Consider the following 700-nt stretch of genomic DNA (forward strand, 5'->3'; position numbering starts at 1 on the left):
AGTGACATCCTTCCAGCAGGGCCCATAGCCCCACTATCTCGGGTGTCCACTCAAACTGGGGAACCTCAGTGAGCAATCGCGAACTCGTACGGCGAGAACCGCATCAGGTGCCACACCATGTTGGCCACCTGGTGATATTCCTCCTCAGTGTCGCAGTCAAAGGAAACCGTGACTGTCCGCTTCTGTGCCGACATGCACGCGACGCTAACAGCTGGCGGCACGGGTAACGGATTCAAAACCAAGTCCAGGTGTCAGTTCGAGTCTGTCCGGGCACCAAAACCACTTGCTAACGGGTGGTTTCTCGGTTGCATGTCTTGCCATGCACGCTTGAACGCATGGCGGTCGCATGACACCGGGGTGTCCCCACCACGGAATCTACGCGCCTCCATCAGGTAACAAACCCCCGATGGAAGGGTGGCAGGTCCCCGATAACCGGTCCAGGCAGTTCTAGAGCCAGTTGCTACTTGCAGTCGATCAGTCGATCTCGCAGCCCACGGGGTGATGTTGGTGGGTGCATCCGGCAGCGTACTCGGCCGGGGTCTTGTAGCCCAGTGCCGAATGCCGGTGTCGGTGATTGTGGTCGTCCTTGAAGTCCTCGATGACCACGCGGGCCTCGAGTTGGGTGGGCCAGTAGTTGCGGTTCAAACACTCGTCGCGCAACCGGTTGTTGAACGACTCGATGAACCCGTTGTTCCACGGC

At 59.0% G+C, this 700-nt stretch carries 2 protein-coding genes; both read right to left on the bottom strand.

Translation table 11 applies throughout. The features are described from left to right. Window positions 1-65: 65 nt before the first annotated feature. Window positions 66-194: a hypothetical protein gene (locus tag B1964_RS31505; RefSeq protein ID WP_290440753.1), complete on the bottom strand. Its 129-nt coding sequence runs from the start codon at window positions 192-194 to the stop codon at window positions 66-68. 280 nt (window positions 195-474) lie between these two features. Next, on the bottom strand, window positions 475-700 hold a 226-nt coding region (locus B1964_RS29060), incomplete at its 5' end, for an integrase core domain-containing protein (RefSeq protein ID WP_139765959.1).

The organism is Gordonia sp. i37 (assembly GCF_002043085.1).
GTDB classification, from domain to species: Bacteria; Actinomycetota; Actinomycetes; order Mycobacteriales; family Mycobacteriaceae; genus Gordonia; species Gordonia polyisoprenivorans.